Source organism: Alkalicoccobacillus porphyridii (assembly GCF_007293315.1).
Taxonomy (GTDB): domain Bacteria; phylum Bacillota; class Bacilli; order Bacillales; family Bacillaceae_D; genus Alkalicoccobacillus; species Alkalicoccobacillus porphyridii.
In genome coordinates this window covers 1-253 of record NZ_VLXZ01000320.1, presented here as the reverse complement: position 1 = coordinate 253, position 253 = coordinate 1, and the positions used below count along the sequence as shown (strand labels likewise).

Here is a 253-nt window from a genome sequence, read left to right as displayed (position 1 = left end):
CCACCACTAAGGTTTATAAAAGCATACGTTAGCAGGTGTCACCATGAAAAAAGCCATAGCATATATGCGATTTTCATCACCAGGTCAGATGTCTGGCGACTCATTAAACCGACAGAGAAGACTTATTGCTGAATGGTTAAAGGTAAATAGTGATTATTATCTTGATACCATAACATATGAAGATTTAGGATTAAGTGCATTCAAAGGAAAGCATGCACAATCAGGAGCTTTTTCGGAATTTTTAGATGCTATA

1 protein-coding gene is annotated in these 253 nt (G+C 36.4%); it reads left to right on the top strand.

All coding sequences use genetic code 11. The annotated features are described in order from the left end of the window. Positions 1 to 43: 43 nt before the first annotated feature. On the top strand, positions 44 to 253 hold a 210-nt coding region (locus tag FN960_RS22075; protein ID WP_185971162.1), incomplete at its 3' end, for a recombinase family protein.